Genomic DNA, 20,777 nt, shown 5'->3' with positions numbered 1-20,777 from the left:
TATGATTGAGTTCATCTGTTTAAGTGATGGAGCATGATCGGAAATCTCAGCCTGGATCAATTGCGGATCCTTGTAACCATTGCCGATACAGGCAGTTTTTCGGCCACGGGACGTCACCTGCGGCGCGCTCAATCTGCCATTAGCCAATCGATTGCCACACTTGAGTCAGTTCAAGGTGTGAGGCTGTTTGATCGCAGCGGTCATCGTCCAAGGCTCACTGAGGTCGGTAGAGTGCTGGTGGTTCAAGCGCGCGCCGTGCTGGCGAGCGCTGCCCAATTTGAAGCAATGGCTGCAAGTACTGCAGCAGGGGTTGAGCCGGAGTTGGCGCTCGCCATAGACCCTTTAGTCCCCAGCGCCCCGCTCATCGAAAGCCTTGGCGCGCTCCGTGAGGCTTTTCCGCATCTGGCCGTGAGTTTCTCTACAGAAGGCTTAGGCGGCGCTGAGCGCCGATTGCGCAACGGCGATGCGGCACTGGCGCTTTGCACATTGATCCCGACGGTGCCCGACGATATCACCGCGCTGGCGCTGCTCAGCGTCGACTTGAGGCCAGTCGTCGCCAGCGGGCATCCCTTGGCCATGTTAGGCCGCCGGGCAACACGGGCAGACCTCAAGCCCTATGTGCAACTGGTGCTTTCCGATCCGGTTTCTCCCGACGGCCCTAGCTATGGGGTGACGGGCAGTCACCAGTGGCGGTTTGTCGATTTGGCACGGCGCCTGGATTTCTTACTCGCCGGGTTCGGTTGGTGCCGAATGCCCGAGCATCTGATTGCGGATCATCTGGCTTCAGGGCGCCTCCGGCCGCTTGAGTTAACCGCCGAACTTCAACGCACACCAGACACACTTACGATCTATGCCGCGCACATGCAAAATCGCTCTTTAGGTAAAGCAGGCCGATGGTTGCTGAATGACCTGACCCGTCGTCTGTGCTTGTGAGGGTACGAAGATGACCGAGGTCGGCGGTTTGGTGACCTGGGCCGAGAGATAAGTTCGGCCGCAGGCGAGGGTTTCATCTGACGGGCAATTGGCTTATTTTCCGTAGCTCGCTGTAACCGACTTTCTGGAGACGCAATGGACATGCCCTCAGCCCAACAGGCGATTGCCAGTAACAAGGACGCCTGGGACGAATCCGCCCGGTTGCACAAAGACACGGATACCTGGAGGACGCTGCTGGCCTCGGTCGCCGAACCGGGTTTTTCGTGCCTGGACCCGACTCTCACCGCCTTGTTGCAAGATGTCGGTGTTGCCGGCAAAGACGTGGTGCAGCTGTGTTGCAACAACGGTCGCGAAAGCTTGTCGTTATTCGGCCTGGGCGCACGCACGGTCGTCGGCGTGGACCAATCCCGTGCCTTTCTCGATCAGGCTCGGGAGCTGGCGGCGCTCTCACCCTACAGCCCGGAATTCATCGAAACCGAGATCCACCATTTGCCCGAGCGTTTGCACGCACGCTTCGATATCGCCCTGGTGACCATCGGCGTATTGGGCTGGATGCCGGATGTGGCGCGGTTCATGCGCCAGGTCGCCACAACGCTGAAGCCCGGCGGCACCCTGGTGATGTACGAAACCCACCCGTTCCTGGAAGTGTTCGACCCGCTGGCAGCCAATCCGCTGCTGCCTGCCAGTTCGTACTTCCAGCGTGAGCCTTTTGTGCTGCAAGAGTCGATCGTCTATGAAGGGCAGAGCGCGGTCGCGGGGCCGACGTCCTACTGGTTTGTACACACGCTGGGCAGTGTGGTCAGCGCAGCGATTGCGGCGCGGTTGCAGATCGCTCATCTGCAAGAGTATCCGCATTCAAATCGCGAAGAACTCTACGACCAGTACGAGGATCAGGCGGCCCAGTTGCCGCTGTGTTTTACCCTGACGGCGACCAAGCGCCAGCCCTGAGCTGTTTTGCGCGTAAAAAAAAGCCCGCCGGGGGAGGCGGGCTAAGGGATTCACTGGAGTAGGTAGGCTTCACCCTATAGACCGGAAGGTGAATGCCTTGTGAAAATCCCGTCGCAAGTTCAGATGGGCGCGGGGCTCAGGATCGACGCACGAATGTACGCATTGTCTGCCCGGGGCCGGTGCTGAATACACACGGTCGCGGCATGCCTTCATCCGCCGCGATGAATACGAACTCGTCTCCTTCCAGGCGGTAGCTGGCCGGCAGCAGCTTGCCCGCGTCATCCCCCATGGCATCGATCCAGGTGATGCTTTTGGGATGGGTGGTGCTGTCCAGGAAGAATCGGCCGGCCAGTAGTCGTTCGCCATCAACGGTGAGCACTTCAAAGTGATCGTCGGTAATGGTGGTGATTGCACCGGGGGCGCTGTGGGCGTCGGGCGGGTTGAGCACGCCGCTGTCTTCGAGCGAGATCTGCTGCCATGTGCCCTGCAGGGCTTGGTAGTCCGAGTCGGAAATGGATGTCATACAAATTCCTTTTTGTTGAGGCGCATAGCACTGAATAGCGCGACCGAACGGTCAGAAAAAGCCGGGTATATACAGGTTTATCCGTAGGAAGCTTCGTGTTATCAGGCTTTTATCGCGATTTTTTCGAGTGAGAGCAGCTATTTAACAAACTTTTGACTACTCTTGTGACAAGAATATTCCTACTTGATGAACGCCAGTGGCAATGATTGCTTGAATGAAGGGAAACAAACTTTAATAGCGTGGGATTTTTCGTCTGACTGAGTGGTCAGATAGCGATTGGTTAGCCTGCTCTGTGGGCTTCAGGGCGTTGTCCCTGATTCTTTACTGGGGTATTCAGGTTTTTGACGGTGATGGCCGTTTAGTATCATTTTTAAGGTGCTTTCATTTTGAATCGAACTTCCCCGCATACTGTTTCTAGCTCTTCAGACGAAATTGACCTGCTTGAACTGTTCCACTCGATTTGGCAGCAAAAAAAACTGGTAGTGGGGTGTACGATTCTGGCGGGCGTGCTCGGCGTCGGCTATGCCTTCCTGGCGCCGCGGACATATGAGGTCAGCAGTGTCTTGCGCCCGGCGGCGATCAATGAACTGGATGCATTGAACCGTTCCGAAGTCTACAAGTTGCCACCGGCCGATGCGTTGTCGAAGGTGGGCGCGCAGTTGGACTCTTATGAGGCGAGGCTGGGCTTTTTCAGATCCCATGAGCAATTGTTCACTGCGTTCCAGAAGCCTGGGCAAAGCCTGGAGCAGAGTTTTGAAGACTTCAACCGCAACTCGGTCAACTTGATTCTGCCAGACCCGAAAAAGTCAGACTCGTTGAGCAGTTATATCCGCCTGGAGTTGCAGTACCCGAGCGATGTGGACGGTGTGACGATTCTGAACGGCTTTGTCGACTACGCCATTGCGGCGGAGCGCGAACAAGTCGGTGCGGACCTCAAGGTGATCGTCAACAACCGCCTGAATGAACTCAAAGGCAAGATCGACGCTGCGCGCGCCAACTACGATACCGATAAGGAATCGAAGATCGCCAAGCTGTTGGAAGATGACCGACTCAAGCGCGCCCAGTTGCAAGATGAACTCAGTGCCCTGCGCCTGCAGATGAAAATGGAGCGTACCAACCGCCTGGCAGAGCTGTCGGAAGCCATTGCCATCGCCAAGTCCATGGGTATCAAAACGCCGACCACGCCATCGTCCATGGCGGATGCCGCACGAGGCGGTTCGAGCCAGGTGATGCGTACCGAGGTCAACAACCAGAAAATCCCGCTTTACTTCCTCGGCACCGAGGCCCTGGAGGCCGAGCGCGTTGCGCTACAACAGCGGACCAGCGACGACTTTACCAACCCTCGCGTCGCCGAGATCGGCAAGGAGTTGCAACTGCTGGAGGTCAACCGTGAGGTTGAAGTGCTGCGCAAGCGTGGGAATGAAGACATCTTCCTGCAGGATGTTGAACCGCTTCGTGCTGAAGTTGCGCGCTTGCGTAACCTCAACATCGACATGAGCAACCTCAAGCTGGTCACCGTCGACCGCCGCGCCCAGGAGCCACTGGCGCCGATCAAACCGAAAAAAGCCCTGGTGATCGCCTTGAGCCTGGTCGCGGGGTTGATCCTCGGCTTGTTCGTCGCACTGGTCCGCCATTTTGTGCTGACCCGGCGCGAAACCGTGCCTTATTCGAGCTTGGACGACGGGCGCTTTTCCCGGCGTGAGCGCAAGGATGATCAGCCGCTGCTGTAACGTTTAATGCGCAAGGGCTTGTCCCATGACAAGCCCCCGTGCCCCCCTCCAATTACAATCAGTGGACAGCTTTTCACAATTCTTAGTTAACCTTTAGTTACAAATTGTGGCTAAATATCGGGCGATGGTTATGAACCGAAGGGCTATCCGCCGGTCGTGCCGCCTATATGTGAATTGTGATTTCATGTGCTGCTATCCAACCTCGGCCGTCGTGGGCCCGCAGGAGCAGCCTGTTTTCTCCTGACTTGTGACGAAATCCATTGAAACTCATTATTGTTTTCCTCTACGTTGCCTCTATTGCGTATGTCCACCTGCGTGGCCGGGTGCGGCATAAACTGAGACGCCAGCTCAGCGATCACTCTACGTTCCTGGCGCCGATCAACTGCTTTCTCTACCTGTTCTCCAAGCTACCCAGCCGACCGTATCTCTCACCCAGCGACTTCCCGGACCTGAGCCCACTGCAGGAGCATTGGGAAGAAATCCGCCAGGAAGCCCATACCCTGATGCAGGCGGGCGCGATCAAGCGTTCGGACCAATACGACGACGTTGGTTTCAACTCGTTCTTCAAGTCGGGTTGGAAGCGCTTCTACCTGAAATGGTATGGCGACAGCCACCCCTCGGCGATGAAGCTGTGCCCGCGCACCACCGAGTTGCTGCAGAGCATCGGCTCGGTCAAGGCCGCGATGTTCGCCGAGTTGCCGCCGGGCTCCAAGCTGGTGCGCCACCGCGACCCTTACGCCGGTTCCTATCGCTACCACTTGGGCCTGGATACCCCCAACGATCCGGGGTGCTACATCAATGTGGACGGCGAGAACTACTCCTGGCGCGACGGCGAACCGGTGATGTTCGACGAGACCTATATCCACTACGCAGAAAACGCCACCCAGAAGAACCGCATCATTCTGTTCTGTGACGTCGAGCGGCCGATGAAGTACCGCTGGGCGGCCGCGTTCAACCGCTGGTTCAGCCGCACGGTGATGGCCGCCGCCGGCGCGCCGAACGACGCGGGCGACAAGACCGGCGGGCTGAACCGTGCGTTTAGCCGCTTGTACAAAATCCGCCTGCGCGGCAAGGAACTCAAGAAGCGTAACCGCACGCGCTACTACCTGGAAAAGTGGGCGATCTTCGCGGTGCTTGCGCTGATCTTCATCCTGATCTGAACCTCGACGTGGCGCGACTCACTGCGGTGGCGTCGCGCCCAACGTGTCCCACATCTGTTTGCTGAGCCTTTGCCTGTTGGCATAACCGGCCCACGGGTCGCCCTTCAAACCCTGCAACCGCTGTTGCAGGTTGGCGACCGTCCACTGCTGGGCACCGCGCAACCCCTTCAACTCCTCGCGACTGACCGGCACCGACACCGGCAGGCCGGGGCGTGCGCGCACTGAATAGGCCGCCACCGTACTGGCACCGCGCGCGTTACGCAGGTAATCGATGAAGATCTTGCCCTGTCGATTCTTCAGCCCGGAGGTGGCGGTGAAGCGTTCCGGCAGGCGTTGGGTCATGAACTGGGCGATCGCTTTGGCGAAGGCTTTCACGGTGGCCCAATCATCGCGGCGCGCCAGCGGGATCATCAGGTGCAGGCCTTTGCCGCCGCTGGTCTTGACGAAGGCTTGCAGGCCCAACTCGTCGAGCACCGACAAGGTCAACTGCGCCGCCTCCAGCATGGCTTTCCACGGCAGGGCCGGATCGGGGTCGAGGTCGAGGACGAACAGGTCCGGGGTTTCGATCTTGTCCGAGGTGGCACCCCAGGTGTGCAGTTCGACGGTACCCATTTGCACCGCACCGATCAGGCCGGCGAGGCTGTCGATCTGCATCAGGCGCGCATGGTCAGGGTCCAGGCGCTGGTCCAGTTGCTTGATATGGGGAATCGCCAGGTGCTCCGAGTGCTTCTGGAAAAATTGCTCGCCGTCGATGCCCTCCGGCGCCCTCAGCAAGGAAACGGGGCGGTGACGCAGGAAGGGCAGCAGCCATTCGCTGATGCTCTGGTAAAACTGCGCCAGTTGCAGCTTGCGGGTGCCGCTGGCGAGATCGATGACGCGTTCGGCATGGGTGATCTGCACACCGGCGAGGGTGACCGACGCGGCGGTCTTTTGCGGCGCGGGCGTGGGCCTGGCGTTCCCCACGCAGGCACCGCTGAGCACGCTTTGCGGCTGGGCTTCGGTGATGTCGTAGTCGCTGGCCGGGCGGGCGTGCCGGTCGTTTTCCTTGATCAGCAGCCACCGTTCCTTGTCGCCGCTGCCTTTGAGGTGGGTGCGTACCAAGGCCCAATCGCCTGAGAGTTTTTCGCCGGCCAGGGTGAATTCCAGTTTGCCGGCGGCGTAGGCGGTTTGTGGATCGTCGTGGGGGTGCCAAATGCCACGGTCCCAGACGATCACATCGCCGGCGCCGTATTGGCCGGCCGGAATGCGGCCTTCGAAACTGCCGTAGCTCAAGGGGTGGTCTTCGACTTGCACCGCCAGGCGTTTCTGGCTGGGGTCGAGGCTGGGGCCCTTGGGCACCGCCCAGCTCTTGAGCACGCCATCGAGCTCAAGGCGCAAGTCGTAGTGCAGATTGCGTGCGTCGTGCTTCTGGATCACGAACGTCAGCGCCGATGCATTGCGCTGCGCGCCCGACGCGGCGCCGGAAGGTTCGGCGGTGATCTTGAAGTCGCGTTTGCGGTTGTATTCGCTCAGGGGCTTTGCCATATCGTGCTCCCTACCTTGGTCGGCTCAAGAGGCCTTTTCGCTGGCTTTTTACACACCTTGCACCCGTGCGATCGCGGGCGTGGAAGTTGCGGTGCGCGGATGCTCGGACAGAACGTGTTACATCTGATGAGAAACTATTTAGTTACCAAAGGCGAACCCAAAGCGTAGCGTGGTATCGAAAGCACGTACTCCTCGTCCCAAGAGGCTTTGTCATGATCACCTGTGTGCGACATCTTGCAGCGTTGGCGCTAGGCCTGGCACTTTGCGCCAGTGCCCAGGCGCAAAACCTGCCCGGCAGCAATGACGCCAACAATAGCCCGATCCACCGGGCCAATCCCAACAGTATGCAGGGCACCCAGCCCAATGCGCCGGCGATTCGCGGCATCCAGACCGGGCCGACCACGCGCACGCCGACCCTGGAAAACGGCGGCATCGGCAATCGCTATCCGCAACGCCAGGCTGCGCCCAGCCGCCCGGCGACGGAAATCAAAGCCCCCACGGTTGACGCCAACGGCAATCGCCGGCCTTGAGCGCCGGTAAGGACCCCGTCTTATGTCTCTACGCAAAACCCTGCTTGCCGCATGTTGCGCAAGCGCCTTATTGCCGCTGACAACGCTGTATGCTGCCGAAGCCCAGCAGTTTCCCAGCGAACAAGGCAGCATCAGCGCCACGCCGATCGCCAAAGGCCTGGATCATCCGTGGGCCGTGGCGTTTTTACCGGACAAACAGGGCTACCTCGTCACCGAGCGTCCCGGCCACCTGCGGGTCGTCAGCCCGGATGGCAAATTGTCGGCGCCGCTGACCGGCGTGCCTGAGGTCTGGGCCAAGGGCCAGGGTGGTTTGCTCGATGTGGTGCTGTCGCCGGACTTCAAGCAGGACCGCCTGGTGTACTTGTCATATGCCGAAGGCGGCGGCAAGGGCGGCACAGCCGGCACTGCGGTCGGTCGCGGGCGGTTGGCGGATGACCTGAGCGGTTTGCGCGACTTCAAGGTGATCCTGCGCCAGGAGCCCAAGCTCTCCACCGGCAATCATTTCGGCTCGCGCCTGGCCTTTGACCGCGACGGCTACCTGTTCGTCACCCTGGGTGAAAACAACGACCGGCCCACCGCCCAGGACCTCGACAAGCTGCAAGGCAAGGTGGTGCGGATCTACCCGGACGGCCGCGTGCCGGATGACAACCCCTTTGTCGGGCAACCGGGCGTGCGCCCCGAAATCTGGTCCTACGGCCAGCGCAATCCGCAGGGCCTGGCGTTGAACCCATGGAACGGCACGCTCTGGGAAAACGAGCACGGGCCGCGTGGCGGAGATGAAATCAACATCATCGAACGCGGCAAGAACTACGGCTGGCCCATGGCGACTCATGGCATCAACTATTCGCTGACACCGATCCCCGAGGCCAAGGGCAAGGTGGTGGACGGTACTGTGGCGCCGCACCATGTGTGGGAGAAATCCCCAGCGATCAGCGGCATGGCATTCTACGATGCCGACCGCTTCCAGGCATGGCAACACAATCTGTTCATTGGCGCCCTGGCCAGCCGGGAGCTGATTCGCCTGCAGTTCGACGGCGACAAGGCGATCCATGAGGAACGCTTGCTCGGCGGCTTGAATGCGCGAATTCGCGACGTGCGGCAAGGGCCGGATGGCTTTTTGTATGTGTTGACCGATGAGGATGATGGGGTGTTGTACCGAGTGGGTTTGAACCAGGATTGAGCAATAAGCCGCAAGCTTCACGCTTGCGGCTACAGGCTAGAGTCCCAACTCCGACAGCCCCGGATGATCGTCCGGACGCCGCCCCAGCGGCCAATGGAACTTGCGCTCGCTGTCCTTGATCGGCATGTCGTTGATGCAGGCAAAACGGTTGGCCATCAGGCCGTGCTGGTCAAACTCCCAGTTTTCGTTGCCGTAGGAACGGAACCAGTTACCCGAGTCGTCGTGCCACTCATAGGCATAGCGCACCGCGATACGGTTATCGCTGAACGCCCACAACTCCTTGATCAACCGGTAATCCAACTCCTTGGCCCATTTGCGGCTGAGGAAGTCTTTGGCTTGTTCGCGGTTGTAGGCGAATTCAGCGCGGTTACGCCATTTGGTGTCCAGGGTGTAGGCCAGGGACACCCGATGCGGGTCGCGGGAGTTCCAGCCGTCTTCGGCCAGGCGGACTTTTTCGATGGCCGACTCGCGGGTAAACGGCGGCAGGGGTGGGCGGGTTTCTGCAGGGGATGACATTGGGCGGCTCCTTAAAACAATAAGGGTTGATCGAAAGTTGCGATGCCTGTGGGGTTAAAGCCCCAATAACGTTCGTGCCATGGATTGCGCCGTATCCGCCGCGGTGGCATCGCCCGTCACCAGGGCCACGGTAATGGCGCCATCGATCAGGATCAGCAGTTGCGCGGCCTGCCGTTGCGGCTCGGGCGTGCCATGGGCTTGACACAGTTCGAGCAGGTACTCGAAGAGTTTGTGTTTATGCGCCTTCGCCAGCAGGCGTACCGGGGCTTGCGGGTCGCCGGTTTCGCCGCTGGTGTTGATGAATGCGCAGCCGCGAAAGTCCGCCGAACCGAACCAGGCCTTGAGCGCGTCGAACACGGCGAGCAGGCGCTCGCCGCTGTCTTCACGGCGTTCCACCTCGGCCCGCAGCCAGTGCATCCAGCGCGCGTCGCGACGTTGCAGGGCCGCGATCACCAGTTCGTCCTTATTGGCGAAATAGCGGTAGATGCTCTTTCGGGAGACACCGGCGGTTTTCACCAGGAAGTCCATGCCAGTGGCGGCGATGCCGTGGCGATAGATCAGCTTCTCGGTGACGTCGAGGATAATGTCGCGGGTAATATCGTTCATGTGTCATACAGTAGAACGATCGTTCTTCTTTCGCAACAAGGTTTTTCACTGACTGGCAACGAGACCTGAGCACCCCCATGGTGTAAGCTCTGGGCCTCTTCGGATTCGACCCATTGCGAGCCTTATGCCGTCGTTCTTCAAACGTTCTCTGTTGCCCAAACTGCGCGCTTTCCCACTCTCCACCGAGGCGATTGAGGTGCTGTCCGGCGCCGCTGCGTTTCGTCGTTGCCTGCTGGAGAAAATTTCCCAGGCTACCCAACGCATCTATATCGTCGCGCTGTACTTGCAGCAGGACGAGGCGGGGCAGGAGATCTACGACGCCTTGCACGCCGCCAAAGCCGCACGCCCGGAGCTGGACATCGTGGTGCTGGTCGATTGGCTGCGCGCCCAGCGCGGGTTGATCGGCGCCGGTAAACAGCCGGGCAACAGCGCCTGGTACCAGGCCATGACCCAAAGCCATGCCACCGAGGTGCCGGTCTACGGCGTGCCGGTGCAGACCCGCGAACTGTTCGGCGTGTTGCACCTCAAGGGCTTTGTGATCGACGACAGCGTGCTGTACAGCGGCGCCAGCCTGAACAACGTGTATTTGCACAAATTCGACAAGTACCGTTTCGACCGTTACCACCTGATCCACAGCGCACCGCTGGCGGATTCGATGCAACACCTGGTGGAGCACGGGCTGATGGCCTCCAAGGCCGTGCATCGCCTCGACTTGCCCAACCCGCCGACGACCCGCAGCTTGCGCAACGATATCGGCGACCTGCGCAGCCGCCTCAAGCACGCGGCCTACGACACCACCAGCGGCCAGTTGCCCAACGGCCACCTGTCTGTCAGCCCCTTGCTCGGTGTCGGTAAGAACAACCCCCTGAGCCGGGTGATCCTCGAACTGATCGCCAGCGCCCAGCATCAACTGACCATTTGCACGCCATACTTCAACCTGCCGCTGCCGGTGACCCGGGAAATCAACCGCGCCCTGGCGCGCGGGGTGAAGATCGACATCATTGTCGGCGACAAGACCGCCAACGACTTCTACATTTCGCCCAGCGAGCCGTTCAAGGTGATCGCGGCCTTGCCGTACCTCTACGAAATCAGCCTGCGCCGCTTTGCCAAGCGCCATCAGCCGATGATCGACAGCGGCCAATTGAACCTGCACCTGTGGCGCGACGGCGACAACACCTACCACCTCAAAGGCATGTGGGTCGACCAGCGTTATACGTTGCTGACCGGCAACAACCTCAACCCACGCGCGTTCCGCCTTGACCTGGAAAACGCCTTGCTGATCGATGACCCCAAGAGCGAGTGGCTGGAACCCCGGCGCACCGAGCTGGCGCAGATTTTCCAGCACACCACGCGCATCGAAGGTTATCAGCAGTTGCAGACCCTGGTGGATTACCCGCAGGCAGTCGGCAAGTTCCTGCGCCGCGTCAGCCGCGTGCGGATCGAGCGGTTGTTGTATCGCATTCTGTAACACGGGCATCGCGCAACGAACTCTCTTGCTGCCTTCAAAGCCTTGAGAGTTCGCCTACACGCAGCGCTGGCCCAGGCGGGTATGTTTTCTCTCGACAGTTCTTAAGGACAAGAACTCTTGCCATTCACTGGTAGAGAGGAACTAGAAATGTCGCCCGTCTCCCCAATCCTTCATGCCCGTTCGCCAATTCCGCTGGCGCTGAGCGCCGCGCCGGCGCTGATTGGCAGCATCATCCCCGAAACCGTTGTGCGCAACCGGCGCGCGGCGCCATCCGACCTACCGGCCAGTGCGGCGCCGCCATGGACCTTGCGGCCAGCGCCGGCCACGTCGGCGGAGGCCGATCATCAGTTACACACGGCGTTGAGCACCTCGGCCCTGCGTCAGTTAGCAGACTCGAGCGTCCAGATTCCCCATGGCGCCACGATTCGTCCAGGCTTCGAGGCGCTGCGCAGTGCCTTCAATACCGCCGAGATGCGGGCCTGGGTCGCCAGCAAAGGGATGGCCCTGGATACCGTCGTGGTCAAACCCGACTCGGTCAGTGGTTGGGTCGTCGACAGTGGGGTAGCGACACAAAAGACCTTCACCTTGAACGACACCTCGGGATGGTGGCAGGTCAGCGCCAGGCTGCGCGCCGCCGCTGCCGCCCTGGATGTGGCAAGCAACGGGCTTGCGTATGTGCATCCTGAGAGCGAAGGCTTGTCTCGCAACGCGGTGTTGCAGGGGTATGGTATTCCCCCTCCGCACACCGCCGACGAACTGCAGACCGTGCGCCAGGCACTCTCGACGGCGGACTGGTCCGCCTTGTCGCCGGAGGTCAAGGGGCGCCTGGAGCAGCGCAACCTGAGGGCTAGAAAAGTCATCGACGTGATGGACGAGCGCGTGCATCTGGCGGGCACCTTGAGTGAGCGCGTGCGGCACCTCTCCGATGAAGACGAGGTGCTGCTGGCCGGCGTGCAAACGCCGATCAGCCGCACCTCGTCGCTGGCGATTGACGGCGCCGAGCAGGCAGCGGTCAGCGAGGTGCTGGCGTCCCATGGGTTGTCGGTGCCGAAGACGGCGCGGGAGGTGCGCAATATCCTGCGCTGGCTCGACGCTGCGCTGCCGCCAGCGCCGGCGCTGGGGGACTATACGCAGTTGATCGCGCGTCAGTGGGCCCCTGGCGTCTTGTCCGACGCCGACAAACGCTTCGTGGCGGAGTTGAGCGATGACGATACTCCTGGCAACAAGCCTGCGGTGAACCTGCTGCGCGTCCTGGATATCCGCGGGGTGCTTGCTCTCAACAGCGCAGGCACCTTGCGCGCCGACGCTGATCGCTTCCTCGAGCAGGTCCTGAACAGCCCCGTGGCGTTGAACTGGGGCAGGGCCGTGGCGCGCAATCGCCAGTTCCAGGGCGCGTCCGGCAGCGATCAACTCTCGACGCTCGAAGCCAAGCAGTGGGTGCTGGCGGCCATCATGCTGCAAATCGACCCCGACGCCCCGGGACGCCCCGGGACCATTGCCGGCTATGACATCTACCAACCTGCCAACAATGGGCGGACGCTGGCCTCGGTACGCACGGATATCGAAACGCACCTGTGGAAAAAAACCTCACTGGACCCCAAGGTCGCGCCCCTGTTGGCCCACCTGTTTCTGGCCGCTGCCGCCCCTGAGTTTCTGATTCGGGATGTTCCTTCCACGCTGCGCATGGGGTCTGCGGAATGGGCGGATTTGCGCCTGGGCGTGACCTTTGCCGAACGTCAAGGCGGCGCGGGCAGCTCGCGGGCGATGAGTTACCCGGAAATCATGGCGCTTGCCCGACTGGATGCACGCACTGCGGACGAGGCGGCAGTGCTGGATAACCACGGCGTCGACGTGTTGCTGGACTGGGGCTTGATGCAAGGGGTTTACGCCAAGACCGCCGACGGTCGCTATACACCGCAGCACTACGAGCAGGCCAGTGAAGCCTTTCAGGCCCAGCGCGAGCAACTCCTGCAGGCCCTGATGGCGTTCAAGACGCCGCTGCCGACACGCCGGGACCAGGCGGTCGCGAACCTGCAGAAGGTGTTCCCGGAACTCAGCGGGCCCCAGTTGCAAGCGTTGCAGGTCTACGTTGCGGACCCGGACGAGCGCCGCAACATGAAGGTCTCGGAACCCAAGATCCGTTCGCTGATCGAGACCTATATGACAGGCGACCTGGTCAGGGACCGCTGGATGCTGCTGGAGGCTGACACTCCCGGCGCCACTGGCGCTGCAAGAACGCCCTTTTCAAATACACGCCCAAGTCGCACCGAACAAGCCGCCATCGTCAAAAACGTGCGCGCCCTGAATGCCAGGATCAACCGTTTGCCCAGCCTGCCGGGGCAAGTGGTGAGCGAAGTCGACGGCTACCTGGCGAGCCTCAAGCAAGGCTTGGGCATTACCACCAAGCGCATGATCGCCAACTTGCCCCTGGCTGATCGCCAGGCCCTGGAGTATGGCGCCGTCGAGCTGTTTACCCTGCGCGAACAGATCGACGGGGTGCCCACGCTGGACCAGACATCCGCGCAAGTCGAAGCGCGACGAGGGCGCAAAGGCACGCTGATCCGCTGTGACTACAACGGGGGGATCAGCTACTTTGAAGTGTTCCCGGCCAAGATGATGATCGTTAAGCGCACGGACTTACCCGAGCAACTGGTGCTGGGCGGCACCCTCGAAGAGACGCAGCGCACCTACGGACGTTGGGCGCCCTCGACGGTCCTGTTGCAGAACGGCGCAGTGGAGCCGTTCGACTTCACCGCCTACACCTCCGATGCCTTGCCGCGATCGGACGTTTCGTCCGCCGGCATCATTATCGATAAGCTCGGTGATACCTTGCCGGCCGTTCCCGCGGCTGCGGATGGCCGCGTGAGCGCGGCGGTGCCCAACAGCTTTGCATCGCCCCGCAGCCAAGCGATTGTCGACCGGATCCTGCAGGGCAATTTCATTCATCACCGCGACAGTGTGCTCAAGTATGCCCAGGGCCAATTACCCCTTGAGCAACAACGAGAAGTGTCGCAACGCAACGACAGTATTTTGCTGAGCATGATTCCGTTTGTCGGGGCCATCGTGGACCTGGCCAAGGGCAATATCATCGAGGGTACGCGGGGCTTGTTGATCGATACGGCCGGTGCGTTTCTAGGTGGCGCGGGAACGGCGGTGCGCTCGTTGGTCAAATCCACCAAGGTCGTCGCGCCTTTTGGCGCCAAGGCATTCCGCGTGCTGGAAAAGGGCGTGAGCGTGGTCAGCGCGTTTTTGAATCCGGTAGATGGCGCTGCCGATCTGTTGGTCAACAGTGCCAAAGGCGTGCTCGCCTTGCCTCGCGCGTTGAACAGCGCGCCCAACGTGTCGGCGTTCGCGAACATGCTCGCGGCGCAGGAAAAGTTGCGCACATTCTTCGGCGTACACGCGGCAATAGATCGCGCGGTGGCAACGCACAATGGGCACCATCAAGGCGTGCCCATTCGAGCGGTGCAGATGGGCGCGCATTGGTATGCGGCCAATCCTGAAAGCGGCTTGCCGGTCGGTACGCCGTTGGAAGGGTACCGACCGTTGAGCGAGACCTAGAGGGCTCAGTTCAAACCCAGTTTGCCGCGCAGGGTCGACAGGTCTTCAGCCAGGGTATTGACCGGGCCGACCAAGGCTTTGCGGTCGTTTTCCTTGACCTTGTCGTAGGTCTGGAAACCGCCGTCCGCCGTCTTGTACTTGGCCAGGATCGTGTCCACGCTGGCGAAGTTCTTGTCGACCTTGGCCAGGAAGGCCGTGTCCTGTTTCTCGATCTGGCCGCGGAACAGGTCGACGATTTTCTTCGCGCCGTCGATGTTGCCCTGGAAGTCATACAGGTCGGTGTGGCTGTAGCGGTCTTCCTCGCCGGAGATCTTGGTGGCGGCGACTTCTTCGAGCAGCGCTGCGGCGCCGCCCACGACTTTTTCCGGCGGGAAGGTCAGGCCGGCCACGCGCGTCTGCAGGTCCTTGACGTTGTTGTTCAGGCCGTCGGCCAAGGCGTCGAGGCCGTGGGTAGTGTTTTCGGCGAACAGGCTGTACTCGATACGGTGAAAGCCGGTGAAGTCGTCGGCTTTCACGCCTTTTTCGTGGTCGTCGACCCGCGAGTCGATGGCCGCGTCGAGGTCGCTGAACAGCTCGGCGATCGGTTCGATGGCCTCATAATGCACGCGGGTCGGCGCATAAAGCTGCTTGGCGGTGGCCAGGTCGCCTTTTTTCACCGCGTCGGTGAACGCCTGGGTCTGGGTCGCCAGCTCAGCGATTTGTTCGGTGACGTAGATCTTGTAGTCCGACACCGGGCCTACCAGGTCCAGCGGCGCCGTGGCGGCGAAGGCCGCCAGGGGTGAGAGGGTGATTAACAGCGACAGCGCGAGAGTCGACTTGTTCATGGGACGGTTTCCGCTTTAAGTGTTGGCAGGGGGTTGAACGTGCGTTGCAGCAAGTAGCGTGCGCCCGATGAAATCCTTCGGTCCCGTTGCCCCCGGCAAGGTGAAGAAATACCCGCCGCCGACTGGCTTGAGGTACTCCTCCAGGGGCTCGCCGTTGAGCCGGGTTTGTACGCTGATAAAACCTTTTTCCAGGTCGGCCTGGTAGCAGATGAACAGCAGCCCCATGTCCAGCTGACCGTTTTTGTTGACGCCGTTGGAGTAGTTGAACGGCCGGCGCAGGATCAGGTTGGCCTGGGTCTGCGGGGTGCGCGGGTTGGCCAGGCGGATATGGGCATCGAGCTTGGTTAGCTTGCCTTGCGGGTCTTTGCTGTAATCGGGCACTTGGGCTTCGTGCTGGCCACCCATGGGCGCGCCGGTGGGCTTGATGCGGCCGATGATGCTTTCCTGTTCCTGCAGCGGCGTGCGGTCCCAACGCTCGACAAAATTGCGAATGATCCGCACCGCCTGATAGCTGCCATTGGCCGCCCAGGCCGGTTCGTCACTGCCGGGCTGCACCCAGACCACTTGGTCCATGGTCTTGGCATCGTTGGAATTCGGGTTGGCCGAACCGTCACGAAAGCCCAGGAAGTTGCGCGCACTCTGCGCAGGCTCGCCGGGGCGGGCGGGCGCCTGTGGCGGCACGCTGCCTTCCTGCTTCCAGCGCACCAGCAGCAGGTCGGGCAGGTTTTTCACGATGTCGCGCAGGGCGTGGATATTGGTGTCCGGGGTGTTGGAGCAAAATTGCAGGCTCAGGTCGCCGTGGCACTGCGCCGCTTCCAACGCATCGTTGGGGAAACCGACCATGCGGATCAGACGCTTGGGTTTGGCTGCGCTGAGGCCGAAACGCTCATCGAACAGCGATTCGCCGACCGATACGGTGATGGTCAGGTTATCCGGCGTAACCACCGGGCCGAGGATGCCCGAATCGGTGGGCGGCAGTTTCGGGTCGACCTGCGGCACGCTGCCGCCGGTCATCAGGAAGCTGATGCGCTCGTTGAGGGTGCGGAACAGCCGCTCCAAGTCGTCGCGATCAGCAGCCAGGACATCGAAGGCCACCAGCATGCCGCAGGCCGGGCGCGGGGTGACGATGCCGCTTTGGTGCTTGCCGAAAAAATCGTGATGGTCCTGGGTCTTGTCGCTGCGCGGGGCGGTGGTCACTTGCTCGGCGGCAGCAGCCATGGCCGGGCAGCTCAAGGTGCTGCCGGCAAGCGCGGCACCGGTGGCGGCCATGCCCAGCAGGACGCGACGGCGTTGAAGGTCTAACGGTGGTAAATCACTCATGTATGCGGTCGTCTTCACTGTAGGCCGGAGAGGCCAAGGGCGGGGTCGATTCCATCGAGTGCGGCGGCCAGTACCTTGGCCTTGTCGGCGATCTGCTTGCGCTGATCGGCGGTAACACGGTCGTAGCGGCTGAACTGGCCGTCGACTTTCAAACCATCGAGCGCCGTCTCGAACGCGGCGAGGGCCGTGTCGATGTTCGGCAACAGGTCGGCGGCGGACTTGCTCAGCAGCGGACGCATCAGGTCCACCACCTTGCGCGCGGCATCCAGGTTGGCGGCGAAACCGTTCAGGTCGATATGGCTGTAGCGCTCTTCTTCGCCACTGACGGCGCGCACGTCGGCCAGGCTATTGAGGTTGCGCACCACGATGCTCACCAGTTGTTCCGGTGGCAGCGACTGCGCCAGCAACTGTTGTTTGAGGGTGCCGACGTCGCTCACCAGGCGCTGCGCCAGCGGGGCCAGGCCATCGAGGCTGCGTTGCTGGAACAGGCCGTATTCGAGGCGGTGGAAGCCGCTGAAGGCTGGGTCCTGCTCGCGTTTTTCGAAATAATCGGCGCGGGCGTTGATCGCGTTGTCCAGTTGCGCCAGGCGTTGCGACGCCGCGGCGAGACGCTGATAAGCCTCGCGGGCCGGCACATACAGCGCCTGAGCCTGGGCCAGGTCACCGGCGTCGATCGCTTGTTGCAAGGCGGTCGTGGCCTTGATCAGAGCGCTGGCCTGGCTGCTCAGGTACACACGGAATTCCGACAACGGCCCGATAAACGCCACCATCGACGGCTTGGCCTTGGCTTGGGCGTCGGATGCCGCCGTCGGCGTTACGTGCAAGGTGCCGCGCGGGTTGCTTAACAGGCCGCAGGTAATTGCATAGTCGCCGGGCAACAGATTGGCATTGATCACCTGGCTCAGGCCCGGCGCGATATTTTCGCGTTCTTCGACCACCAGCACGCCGTCGAGGATCTCCCATTCCACCGCGCGGTCGGAGCGGTTGATGATGCGAAAACTCGCGCGCCCGGCCGCAACAGTCAGCGCGTTGGGTTCGCAGGCGTGGCCGTGAATGGTCACGACGGTTTCATCTTGGTGGGTCTGGCGCTTGGTCGCTGCCAGCTGCGAGGCATAGTAGAACAGGCCGCCGGCGGCGATCATCACGACCGCCGAGCCGGCTACCGCCCAACGCAAGGCGCGTGGCGGCGAGGCCGGTTGAGGAGTTGGGTTGGACAAGGGACGGTCCTTACGGGTGAGAAACGGAAGAGGGCGCGGCGACCGGCTTGGCGGGTGCCGCGGGCAGGAAGAACATCGCCAGGGCCACCACCAGGTAGATCAGGTAGGCCCCCAGCGTGCTGACGGTCGGCGCATCCTGATAGCCGAACATCCCGGCGAGTACCGAGCCCACCGGGCCATCCATCGGCAACGTCGCGCTGACATCGAACAGCACGCTTTGCAGGTGGTTCCACACGCCGGCTTCATGCAGGGCCTGCACGGAGTTGGCGAGGATGCCGGCGGCCACCACCAGGATGAACAGGCCGGTCCAGCGGAAAAACGCGCCGAGGTTCAGGCGCATGCTGCCGCTGTAGATCAGGAACCCGACGATGATCGCCAGCACCAGGCCGAGCAGGGCACCCAGCGGTGCGCCGGGGCCTTCACTCTGCTGGAACACCGCCAACAGGAAGAACACGGTTTCCAGGCCTTCACGGGCCACGGCGAAAAACACCATCAGGATCAGCGCGGTGACTTGGTGGCGCGAGCCGGCCAGGGCATGGTCGAGGGATTGGTGCAGCGAATGTTTGATCGAGCGTGCGACCTTGCGCATCCAGAACACCATGGAACTGAGTATGCCCACGGCGACCAGGCCGACCACGCCTTCGAACAATTCCTGCTGCTTTTGCGGAAATTCGGCACTCATCAGTTCCAGGCCGCCACCGACCAGCAAGGCCAGGGCCGCGGCGAGGAAGACACCGACCCACACGGCGGGCATCCACTGGCCACGGCCGGTCTGTTGCAAGTAACTGGCGATGATGCCAACGATCAATGCGGCTTCAATGCCTTCGCGCAACATGATGAGAAAGGGAACAAGCATTCGACACCGCAGGGAAACTGGATAGGAAGCCAAGTTGTAACATAATGATACTCATTGCCAAACAAGAAACATTGACCTTTACTGAACGGCGGCTGAACGGTGGTGGCAAAGCTCAAGCGCCCTTATGATGCACCCCACCTTTTGTGCCGTTGGATTGCCCCACACCCATGTCGGAAAAAGACACCATCTCCATCCATCTTGTGCGCGAAGCCCTGTTGCAGAGCTGCGCGTCGGGAGCAGCGAGCGTTGAGGCCTTGAGCAAGGCGGGCATTGCTCCCGAGCTGCTGTTGCAGCCTGGTGCACGTGTCTCGGCCACGACCTACGCTCGGTTGTGGCGCCTGTTGGCGCGGCGCCTGGACGATGAGTTTTTTGGCATGGACCCGCGCCCGCTCAAGTCCGGCAGCCTGGCGTTTCTGTGCCGCGTGGCCATGGCTCAACCGACGGTGGCGGCCGGGCTGGAAACCGGCTTGGCGTTCCTGTCATTGATGTTCGAGCATTTGCCTGCCCAACTGGTGCGCCAGCAAAGCCTGGCGGAAATCGTGCTGCTCGAAACCGAGCCTGAGCCGCGCCGGGCGTTCAGCTATTTCACTTATTGGATGATCGTCCACGGCGTCGCCTGTTGGCTCGCGGGGCGGCGTATACCGATCCTGGCCATTGAACTGCGCTGCCCACAACCGGATTTTTGTGACGATTACCGGGTGATGTTCTCCGACAACCTGCGTTTCGACCGACCGCGCACGCGCATGATCTTCTCCGCCGATTGCCTCGACCTACCGATCAAGCGCAGCGCCGAAGAACTCAAGCGTTTCCTTGGCCACGCACCGGCCAATATCCTGGTCAAATACCGCGACCCCGACAGCCTGGCCACGCGCATCAAGCACGACCTGCGCCAGATGCCGCCCGACATCTGGCCGGAAACCGACGGCCTGGCCGCCAACCTGTGCATCTCCGCCTCGACCCTGCGCCGCCGCTTGGCGGAAGAGGGGCAAACGTATCAGGGGCTCAAGGACAGCGTGCGCAAAGAGTTGGCGATTGTCTGGCTGGCCGAACCGCAGATCAGCTTTGCCGAAATTGCCACGCGATTGGGATTTGCCGATGCCAGTTCGTTCTACAAGGCGTTTCGTAAATGGGTCGGGTCGAATCCGGGGCATTATCGTAGTTTGATTTTGAACGAGACAAATCGCCTGTGATGGAGTGGGTGTACGGGATAAAGAGCCAAACTCAGGCACGCTCCTCTATCGAGAGATCACTGCGGGAAGAATTAACAAAAAATGCCCGTGCATTGATTGCATGATTGGCAGCGAACATGCCTTGAACATATTCGGGGATGCCTTGTGACCGCTTCACGTTGGGATGGCTTTCAAGAAACGAAAGGCAATCGTCCAGCTTTCGTTAAATAAGGCGATTGCCTTGTATTTTACGTCTGTTTCAGCTTGCTGGCCGTTGGCATCAAAAGCACCCAGACCAGATATGAACATATGAAACGCCTCGCCATCAATTACGTCGTTTTCATAAAACCGTCTGCCGACTTTTTTAGTTCGTTGGTGGTGATCGATGTCATGTCGTAGTCTTTCAAAAATGCTTTCAGATCATCAATCGACTCTTGTTTTCGAAGCTTCAACGTGTCCGAAGCTTTTGATTCTTCCGTTATCGTGAATGTATTGATAACCTGTTTCGGGTTCTTTATCTGGAACGGGTTAGACGCTTTGGTGTACCTCATTTGTTCCGCAGTCAATAAAACGGCCATAGTGAAATCCTCCATTAGTCGAAACGTACACTTTTATATCGGGCCACTCTTGTACCTACTTTAAAAAAGTGCCGTGACCGAATGGGCCGTGGGGCAAAGAATTGGCTGGATGCGACCAATCCAAGGAGATTTTT

The 20,777-nt window shown here is 60.9% G+C and carries 19 protein-coding genes; 9 read left to right on the top strand and 10 right to left on the bottom strand.

Features of this window, described 5'->3' with window-relative positions; genetic code table 11:
* The first annotated feature begins 33 nt into the window (after window positions 1-33).
* Window positions 34-933, top strand: coding sequence for a LysR family transcriptional regulator (locus tag TU80_RS24125; RefSeq protein ID WP_046383225.1), 900 nt, complete (start codon window positions 34-36; stop codon window positions 931-933).
* A gap of 135 nt (window positions 934-1,068) precedes the next feature.
* Window positions 1,069-1,881 carry a class I SAM-dependent methyltransferase gene (locus TU80_RS24120; protein ID WP_057005539.1) on the top strand — a complete coding sequence of 271 codons (813 nt, stop codon included), beginning with the start codon at window positions 1,069-1,071 and terminating at the stop codon, window positions 1,879-1,881.
* Between the two features lie 136 nt (window positions 1,882-2,017).
* Here the strand turns inward: TU80_RS24120 and TU80_RS24115 are convergent, their stop codons facing one another.
* Window positions 2,018-2,404 carry a TIGR03067 domain-containing protein gene (locus TU80_RS24115; RefSeq protein WP_046383227.1) on the bottom strand — a complete coding sequence of 129 codons (387 nt, stop codon included), beginning with the start codon at window positions 2,402-2,404 and terminating at the stop codon, window positions 2,018-2,020.
* Between the two features lie 386 nt (window positions 2,405-2,790).
* Between TU80_RS24115 and TU80_RS24110 the strand changes: the two genes are divergently transcribed.
* Together TU80_RS24110 and lpxO are read left to right on the top strand one after the other, a co-directional pair.
* The gene (locus TU80_RS24110; protein ID WP_057005538.1) at window positions 2,791-4,134 is read left to right on the top strand and encodes an LPS O-antigen chain length determinant protein WzzB; all 1,344 of its coding nucleotides are present in this window, start codon (window positions 2,791-2,793) and stop codon (window positions 4,132-4,134) included.
* Between the two features lie 260 nt (window positions 4,135-4,394).
* Window positions 4,395-5,294 (top strand): lipid A hydroxylase LpxO, encoded by a 900-nt coding sequence (gene lpxO, locus TU80_RS24105; protein WP_017847265.1) that lies wholly within the window; start codon window positions 4,395-4,397, stop codon window positions 5,292-5,294.
* An 18-nt stretch (window positions 5,295-5,312) separates the two neighbouring features.
* Here the strand turns inward: lpxO and ligD are convergent, their stop codons facing one another.
* The gene (ligD, locus tag TU80_RS24100; protein ID WP_057005537.1) at window positions 5,313-6,818 is read right to left on the bottom strand and encodes a DNA ligase D; all 1,506 of its coding nucleotides are present in this window, start codon (window positions 6,816-6,818) and stop codon (window positions 5,313-5,315) included.
* 212 nt (window positions 6,819-7,030) lie between these two features.
* Here ligD and TU80_RS24095 point away from each other — a divergent pair, with 212 nt between their 5' ends.
* Together TU80_RS24095 and TU80_RS24090 are read left to right on the top strand one after the other, a co-directional pair.
* The gene (locus TU80_RS24095) at window positions 7,031-7,348 is read left to right on the top strand and encodes a hypothetical protein (RefSeq protein WP_057005536.1); all 318 of its coding nucleotides are present in this window, start codon (window positions 7,031-7,033) and stop codon (window positions 7,346-7,348) included.
* Between the two features lie 22 nt (window positions 7,349-7,370).
* Complete coding sequence (locus TU80_RS24090; RefSeq protein ID WP_057005535.1) at window positions 7,371-8,528, top strand: PQQ-dependent sugar dehydrogenase; 1,158 nt, start codon at window positions 7,371-7,373, stop codon at window positions 8,526-8,528.
* A gap of 36 nt (window positions 8,529-8,564) precedes the next feature.
* Here the strand turns inward: TU80_RS24090 and TU80_RS24085 are convergent, their stop codons facing one another.
* Both TU80_RS24085 and TU80_RS24080 read right to left on the bottom strand, forming a co-directional pair.
* Complete coding sequence (locus TU80_RS24085; protein WP_046383231.1) at window positions 8,565-9,044, bottom strand: nuclear transport factor 2 family protein; 480 nt, start codon at window positions 9,042-9,044, stop codon at window positions 8,565-8,567.
* A 54-nt stretch (window positions 9,045-9,098) separates the two neighbouring features.
* Window positions 9,099-9,650: a TetR/AcrR family transcriptional regulator gene (locus TU80_RS24080; RefSeq protein WP_017847270.1), complete on the bottom strand. Its 552-nt coding sequence runs from the start codon at window positions 9,648-9,650 to the stop codon at window positions 9,099-9,101.
* Window positions 9,651-9,774: 124 nt separating this feature from the next.
* Between TU80_RS24080 and pssA the strand changes: the two genes are divergently transcribed.
* Together pssA and TU80_RS24070 are read left to right on the top strand one after the other, a co-directional pair.
* The gene (gene pssA, locus TU80_RS24075; RefSeq protein WP_017847271.1) at window positions 9,775-11,118 is read left to right on the top strand and encodes a CDP-diacylglycerol--serine O-phosphatidyltransferase; all 1,344 of its coding nucleotides are present in this window, start codon (window positions 9,775-9,777) and stop codon (window positions 11,116-11,118) included.
* 147 nt (window positions 11,119-11,265) lie between these two features.
* Entirely contained in the window at window positions 11,266-14,679 is a 3,414-nt protein-coding gene (locus TU80_RS24070; protein ID WP_057005534.1) for a hypothetical protein, read from the top strand.
* A 5-nt stretch (window positions 14,680-14,684) separates the two neighbouring features.
* On the opposite strand, the gene efeO (TU80_RS24065) is transcribed toward TU80_RS24070, so the two are convergent.
* From efeO (TU80_RS24065) to efeU, 4 genes are read right to left on the bottom strand one after another with little or no spacing between them, the layout of a single operon-like run.
* Complete coding sequence (efeO, locus tag TU80_RS24065) at window positions 14,685-15,503, bottom strand: iron uptake system protein EfeO (protein ID WP_017847273.1); 819 nt, start codon at window positions 15,501-15,503, stop codon at window positions 14,685-14,687.
* A 15-nt stretch (window positions 15,504-15,518) separates the two neighbouring features.
* The gene (efeB, locus tag TU80_RS24060; protein WP_046385265.1) at window positions 15,519-16,823 is read right to left on the bottom strand and encodes an iron uptake transporter deferrochelatase/peroxidase subunit; all 1,305 of its coding nucleotides are present in this window, start codon (window positions 16,821-16,823) and stop codon (window positions 15,519-15,521) included.
* Between the two features lie 14 nt (window positions 16,824-16,837).
* A complete protein-coding gene (gene efeO, locus TU80_RS24055) occupies window positions 16,838-18,040 on the bottom strand; it encodes an iron uptake system protein EfeO (protein ID WP_017847275.1) in 1,203 nt (400 codons plus the stop codon).
* Window positions 18,041-18,050: 10 nt separating this feature from the next.
* The gene (gene efeU / locus TU80_RS24050; RefSeq protein WP_017847276.1) at window positions 18,051-18,896 is read right to left on the bottom strand and encodes an iron uptake transporter permease EfeU; all 846 of its coding nucleotides are present in this window, start codon (window positions 18,894-18,896) and stop codon (window positions 18,051-18,053) included.
* Between the two features lie 167 nt (window positions 18,897-19,063).
* On the opposite strand from efeU, the gene TU80_RS24045 reads away from it, so the two are divergent.
* Window positions 19,064-20,086, top strand: coding sequence for an AraC family transcriptional regulator (locus tag TU80_RS24045; RefSeq protein WP_046383234.1), 1,023 nt, complete (start codon window positions 19,064-19,066; stop codon window positions 20,084-20,086).
* A gap of 153 nt (window positions 20,087-20,239) precedes the next feature.
* Here the strand turns inward: TU80_RS24045 and TU80_RS33735 are convergent, their stop codons facing one another.
* Window positions 20,240-20,374: a hypothetical protein gene (locus TU80_RS33735; protein WP_256381499.1), complete on the bottom strand. Its 135-nt coding sequence runs from the start codon at window positions 20,372-20,374 to the stop codon at window positions 20,240-20,242.
* A gap of 20 nt (window positions 20,375-20,394) precedes the next feature.
* Window positions 20,395-20,643, bottom strand: a complete 249-nt coding sequence (locus tag TU80_RS33510) for a hypothetical protein (protein ID WP_234427194.1) — start codon at window positions 20,641-20,643, stop codon at window positions 20,395-20,397.
* Window positions 20,644-20,777 lie beyond the last annotated feature (134 nt).

The organism is Pseudomonas veronii (assembly GCF_001439695.1).
GTDB lineage: Bacteria > Pseudomonadota > Gammaproteobacteria > Pseudomonadales > Pseudomonadaceae > Aquipseudomonas > Aquipseudomonas veronii.
Note: the sequence above shows the minus strand (reverse complement) of the source record. Positions and strands in the feature narration are given on the sequence as shown.